General features: G+C 50.3%; 3 protein-coding genes. All 3 read right to left on the minus strand.

Going from position 1 to position 3574, the window contains the following annotated elements:
• Window positions 1–59 precede the first annotated feature (59 nt).
• Window positions 60–632: an NUDIX domain-containing protein gene (locus tag AC9UES_RS06375; protein ID WP_509527779.1), complete on the minus strand. Its 573-nt coding sequence runs from the start codon at window positions 630–632 to the stop codon at window positions 60–62.
• Window positions 625–2301 carry a CTP synthase gene (gene pyrG / locus AC9UES_RS06380; RefSeq protein WP_509527782.1) on the minus strand — a complete coding sequence of 559 codons (1677 nt, stop codon included), beginning with the start codon at window positions 2299–2301 and terminating at the stop codon, window positions 625–627. The genes AC9UES_RS06375 and pyrG overlap by 8 nt, the downstream gene beginning before the upstream one ends.
• Before the next feature lie 66 nt (window positions 2302–2367).
• A partial coding sequence (locus tag AC9UES_RS06385; protein ID WP_509527784.1) for a DNA repair protein RecN occupies window positions 2368–3574 on the minus strand: 1207 nt, incomplete at its 5' end.

Consider the following 3574-nt stretch of genomic DNA (forward strand, 5'->3'; position numbering starts at 1 on the left):
TAACCCTCGCTCAATGCTCAGGTGTCGAAGGTAATCATCAACTAGCTGCGCGAGGGTTTTCATGAGCTTCTTTGTGAACCGTCTTTACTCAGCTGATAGGCCATGATCCCAACAACCGCGCTCGGGCTCATGATCTTTCCCGAGAGAACGAGCTTCACCGCCTCCGAAATTGGAACCCATGATTGTGGCATGTCAACTTCCTCGCCAGTAGCTTCAAAAACCAAATTGGTTTCTGAAAGCTGCTTGGCAACAAAGATCGTAATCACCTCGTTGTTACCGCCCGGGGTGGTGTGAAAACTAATCAACTCCGACCAATTAGCGGCATCTAAACCCGCCTCTTCGGCAAGCTCGCGCTTGGCGCAATCAATTAGTGACTCCCCTGGCACATCCAGTATTCCTGCAGGAAGTTCAATTAGGAACTTTCCAACCGGCCTTCGATACTGCTTCATTAGAAGCAGCTCCTCTTTTTCGTTAAATGCCAATACGGCAACTGCGCCGGTATGATCTACATACTCACGGGTAAGACGCTGCCCATTGAATTCAAACGTGTCTGAAACTAAATCCCAGACCATACCTTTGTGAATCAGTGTCTTTTTGATAGACGCAATATCGACGCTCTGGTCGTTAGGCATCCTTGACCTCGAAGAGTCGGTTGGACTCTTGACGCTCCAAGCTTGCCTTCACTAGTCCAATAAACAGCGGGTGTGCTCTATTTGGTCTGGATTTGAATTCTGGATGCGCTTGAGTGGCAACAAAGTAGGGGTGATCAGCTTTTGATAGCTCAACAAACTCAACGAGCGAACCATCAGGTGAGGTTCCAGAAATCACCATTCCGCCAGCTGTTAACTGCTCACGATAGGAGTTATTAACTTCATAACGATGACGGTGTCGCTCGGTAACTTCGTTGCTGCCATAAACCTCGGCAACGATAGACCCCTTAGAAAGTTTTGCTTCAAAAGACCCAAGACGCATGGTGCCGCCCATTTCACCGGCTGCAAGGATGTCAATTTGTTCGGCCATGGTTGCAATTACAGGGTGCTTGGCTTTCGGATCAAACTCTGTGGAAGATGCGTCTTCTAGTCCAAGTACATTTCTAGCAAACTCGATAACCATGCACTGAAGTCCTAGACACAAACCAAGGGTTGGAATCTTGTTCTCGCGAGCAAACTTGAGAGCACCTAGCTTGCCTTCAATACCTCGAACTCCAAAGCCACCTGGGATACAAATTCCATCAACATCTGCAAGCTGGCTAGCAGCGCCTTCTTCTGATTCACAAAGATCAGAGGCCACCCAGCGAATGTTCACCTTGGCCTGATGAGCAAAACCGCCAGCACGAAGTGCTTCGGTTACCGACAGGTAGGCATCTGGTAGCTCGATGTATTTGCCTACAAGGGCAATAGTTACCTCGTGCTTTGGTTCGTTTACTGCGCTAAGTACCGAACTCCACCTACTCCAGTCGATTTCTCCTGCTTTGAGGCTCAGGGCGTTAATGATATAGCTATCGAGTCCCTCGTTGTCTAGCACTGTAGGAATCGCATAGATACTTGGGGCATCTGCAGCGTTGACAACAGCCCTGATATCCACGTCACACATCAAGGCAATCTTTTTCTTTATTGAATCAGGAAGAGCCCGATCTGAACGGCAAACAATGGCATCTGGCTGGATACCAATGGATCTAAGCATGGCAACCGAATGCTGAGTGGGCTTGGTTTTTAGCTCCCCCGACGGGCCTAGGTATGGAACCAGTGATACGTGAACAAAGAACACATTGTCACGCCCGACATCGTGCCGGATTTGTCTGGCGGCTTCCAAAAATGGCTGAGATTCGATGTCGCCTACTGTGCCACCAATTTCAGTGATGATTACATCCGGAATTGGTTCTTCATTTGCCTGCAGCCTCATGCGACGCTTAATCTCGTCGGTGATGTGTGGGATAACTTGGACGGTGTCGCCTAAGTATTCTCCCCTGCGCTCCTTGGCAATTACGGTCGAGTAAATCTGACCGGTTGTGACGTTGGCAGCTTTGGACAAGTTGACGTCAAGAAATCGCTCGTAGTGACCGATGTCTAGGTCGGTTTCGGTACCGTCTTCGGTAACAAAAACCTCACCGTGCTGAAACGGGTTCATGGTTCCCGGGTCAACGTTTAGATAGGGGTCTAGTTTTTGCATCACAACGCGAAGACCGCGTGCCCTAAGGAGATTTCCGAGACTGGCTGCTGTGAGGCCTTTTCCTAATGAGGAGGCAACTCCGCCGGAGACGAATATATGTCTTGTACGCCCCGGATCCACAGTTTCTACCATGGAATTTTAGTTTACTCACTTTTGCTTGCTAGTTTCAACCCCAGCAAAACGACACGCAAAAAAAAATTAGATTGAAGCTTTTGCCAACTCCAAAAGCTCCTTGGCGTGAGTTTTTCCGCTTTCGGATTCGCTCAATCCAGAGAGCATACGAGCAAGCTCCTCGACCACCGCTTCGCCTTCGAGGCGAACTACGTCGGTCGAAGTGTATTGATCACTGACGCTTTTTAGAACCCGCAGGTGCCTGGTGGCAAAGGCTGCCACTTGTGGCAAGTGGGTAACCACGATTACCTGTGCGTTTTGAGCCAAGGTGGCAAGTCTTTTACCTACCTCGGTGGCCGCAGCACCGCCAACTCCGGCATCCACTTCGTCGAATATAAAGGTAGGGGCCAGCTCACTCTTGGCTAGCACGACCTCAATGGCCAACATGATTCTGGAAAGCTCTCCTCCAGAGGCTCCTTTTCCAAGGGCTCTGGGCTCCGCCCCCGGGTAGGCGCTTAGCAGTATGGCCACTTGATCTGCTCCGTGAGATCCAAGCTCCAAAGCAGGCGTGATTGTTACCTCAAGTGAGGCACCTGTCATGGCAAGGGCAGCTAGCTCCCCCGTTACTGACTTAGCCAAAGAACTGGCTGCCTTAGTTCGAAGCTCTGTAATTGTTTTGGCTAGAGAAATGGTCTGCGTGCCAAGAGATTGCTCGAGAGCAGTCAGCTCTTGGATTTCCTTATCTGAAGAGTCCAGCTCCAAGAGCCTGGCCCCTGAGTTTTCGAAAAAAGAGACTACTTCTTCTAGAGTTGGGCCATACTTTCGCATCGCGGAAGTTAGATCGGCCCTTCTTTGTTGAACCCGCTCTAATTCCTGGCCACCCTCGCTATCCAAGGAGGCCAAGTAACCCGAGATGCTGGCACTGGTTTCGTTTAGCGAGTAGCCGATTTGCTTTAGCTGCTCGGCAAGAGAAGCAAGCTCTGGGTCATGTTCGCTCACTGCCTCAAGGGCTCTTCTGGCTTTGCCAATCAAAGTTATGGCATCCGATGAGTCGTCGAAGCCCTCGCTACTTAGCTGGTTGTGCGATTCCGTTGCTGCAATGCGAAGCTCCTCAAGGTGAGTAAGCTTTGATGCTTTCTCGGCAAGCTCAATGTCTTCCCCCGGCTTTGGATCGAGACTCGTGAGCTCTTCAACAGCCGATCTAATCTGATCGGCTTCACGAGATCTAGCTTCTAGCTGGGTAGTGATTTCGGCAAGTCTGGTCGCGGCCTGCTTCCAGTTTGCATAAACAGCT

The sequence above is a fragment of the Rhodoluna sp. genome (assembly GCF_044232805.1).
GTDB lineage: Bacteria > Actinomycetota > Actinomycetes > Actinomycetales > Microbacteriaceae > Rhodoluna.

Excerpts from the sequence above, each read along its gene's own strand:
- AC9UES_RS06375 (WP_509527779.1), bottom strand. The coding sequence starts at position 632 with ATGCCTAACGACCAGAGCGTCGATATTGCGTCTATCAAAAAGACACTG.
- pyrG (WP_509527782.1), bottom strand. The coding sequence starts at position 2,301 with ATGGTAGAAACTGTGGATCCGGGGCGTACAAGACATATATTCGTCTCC.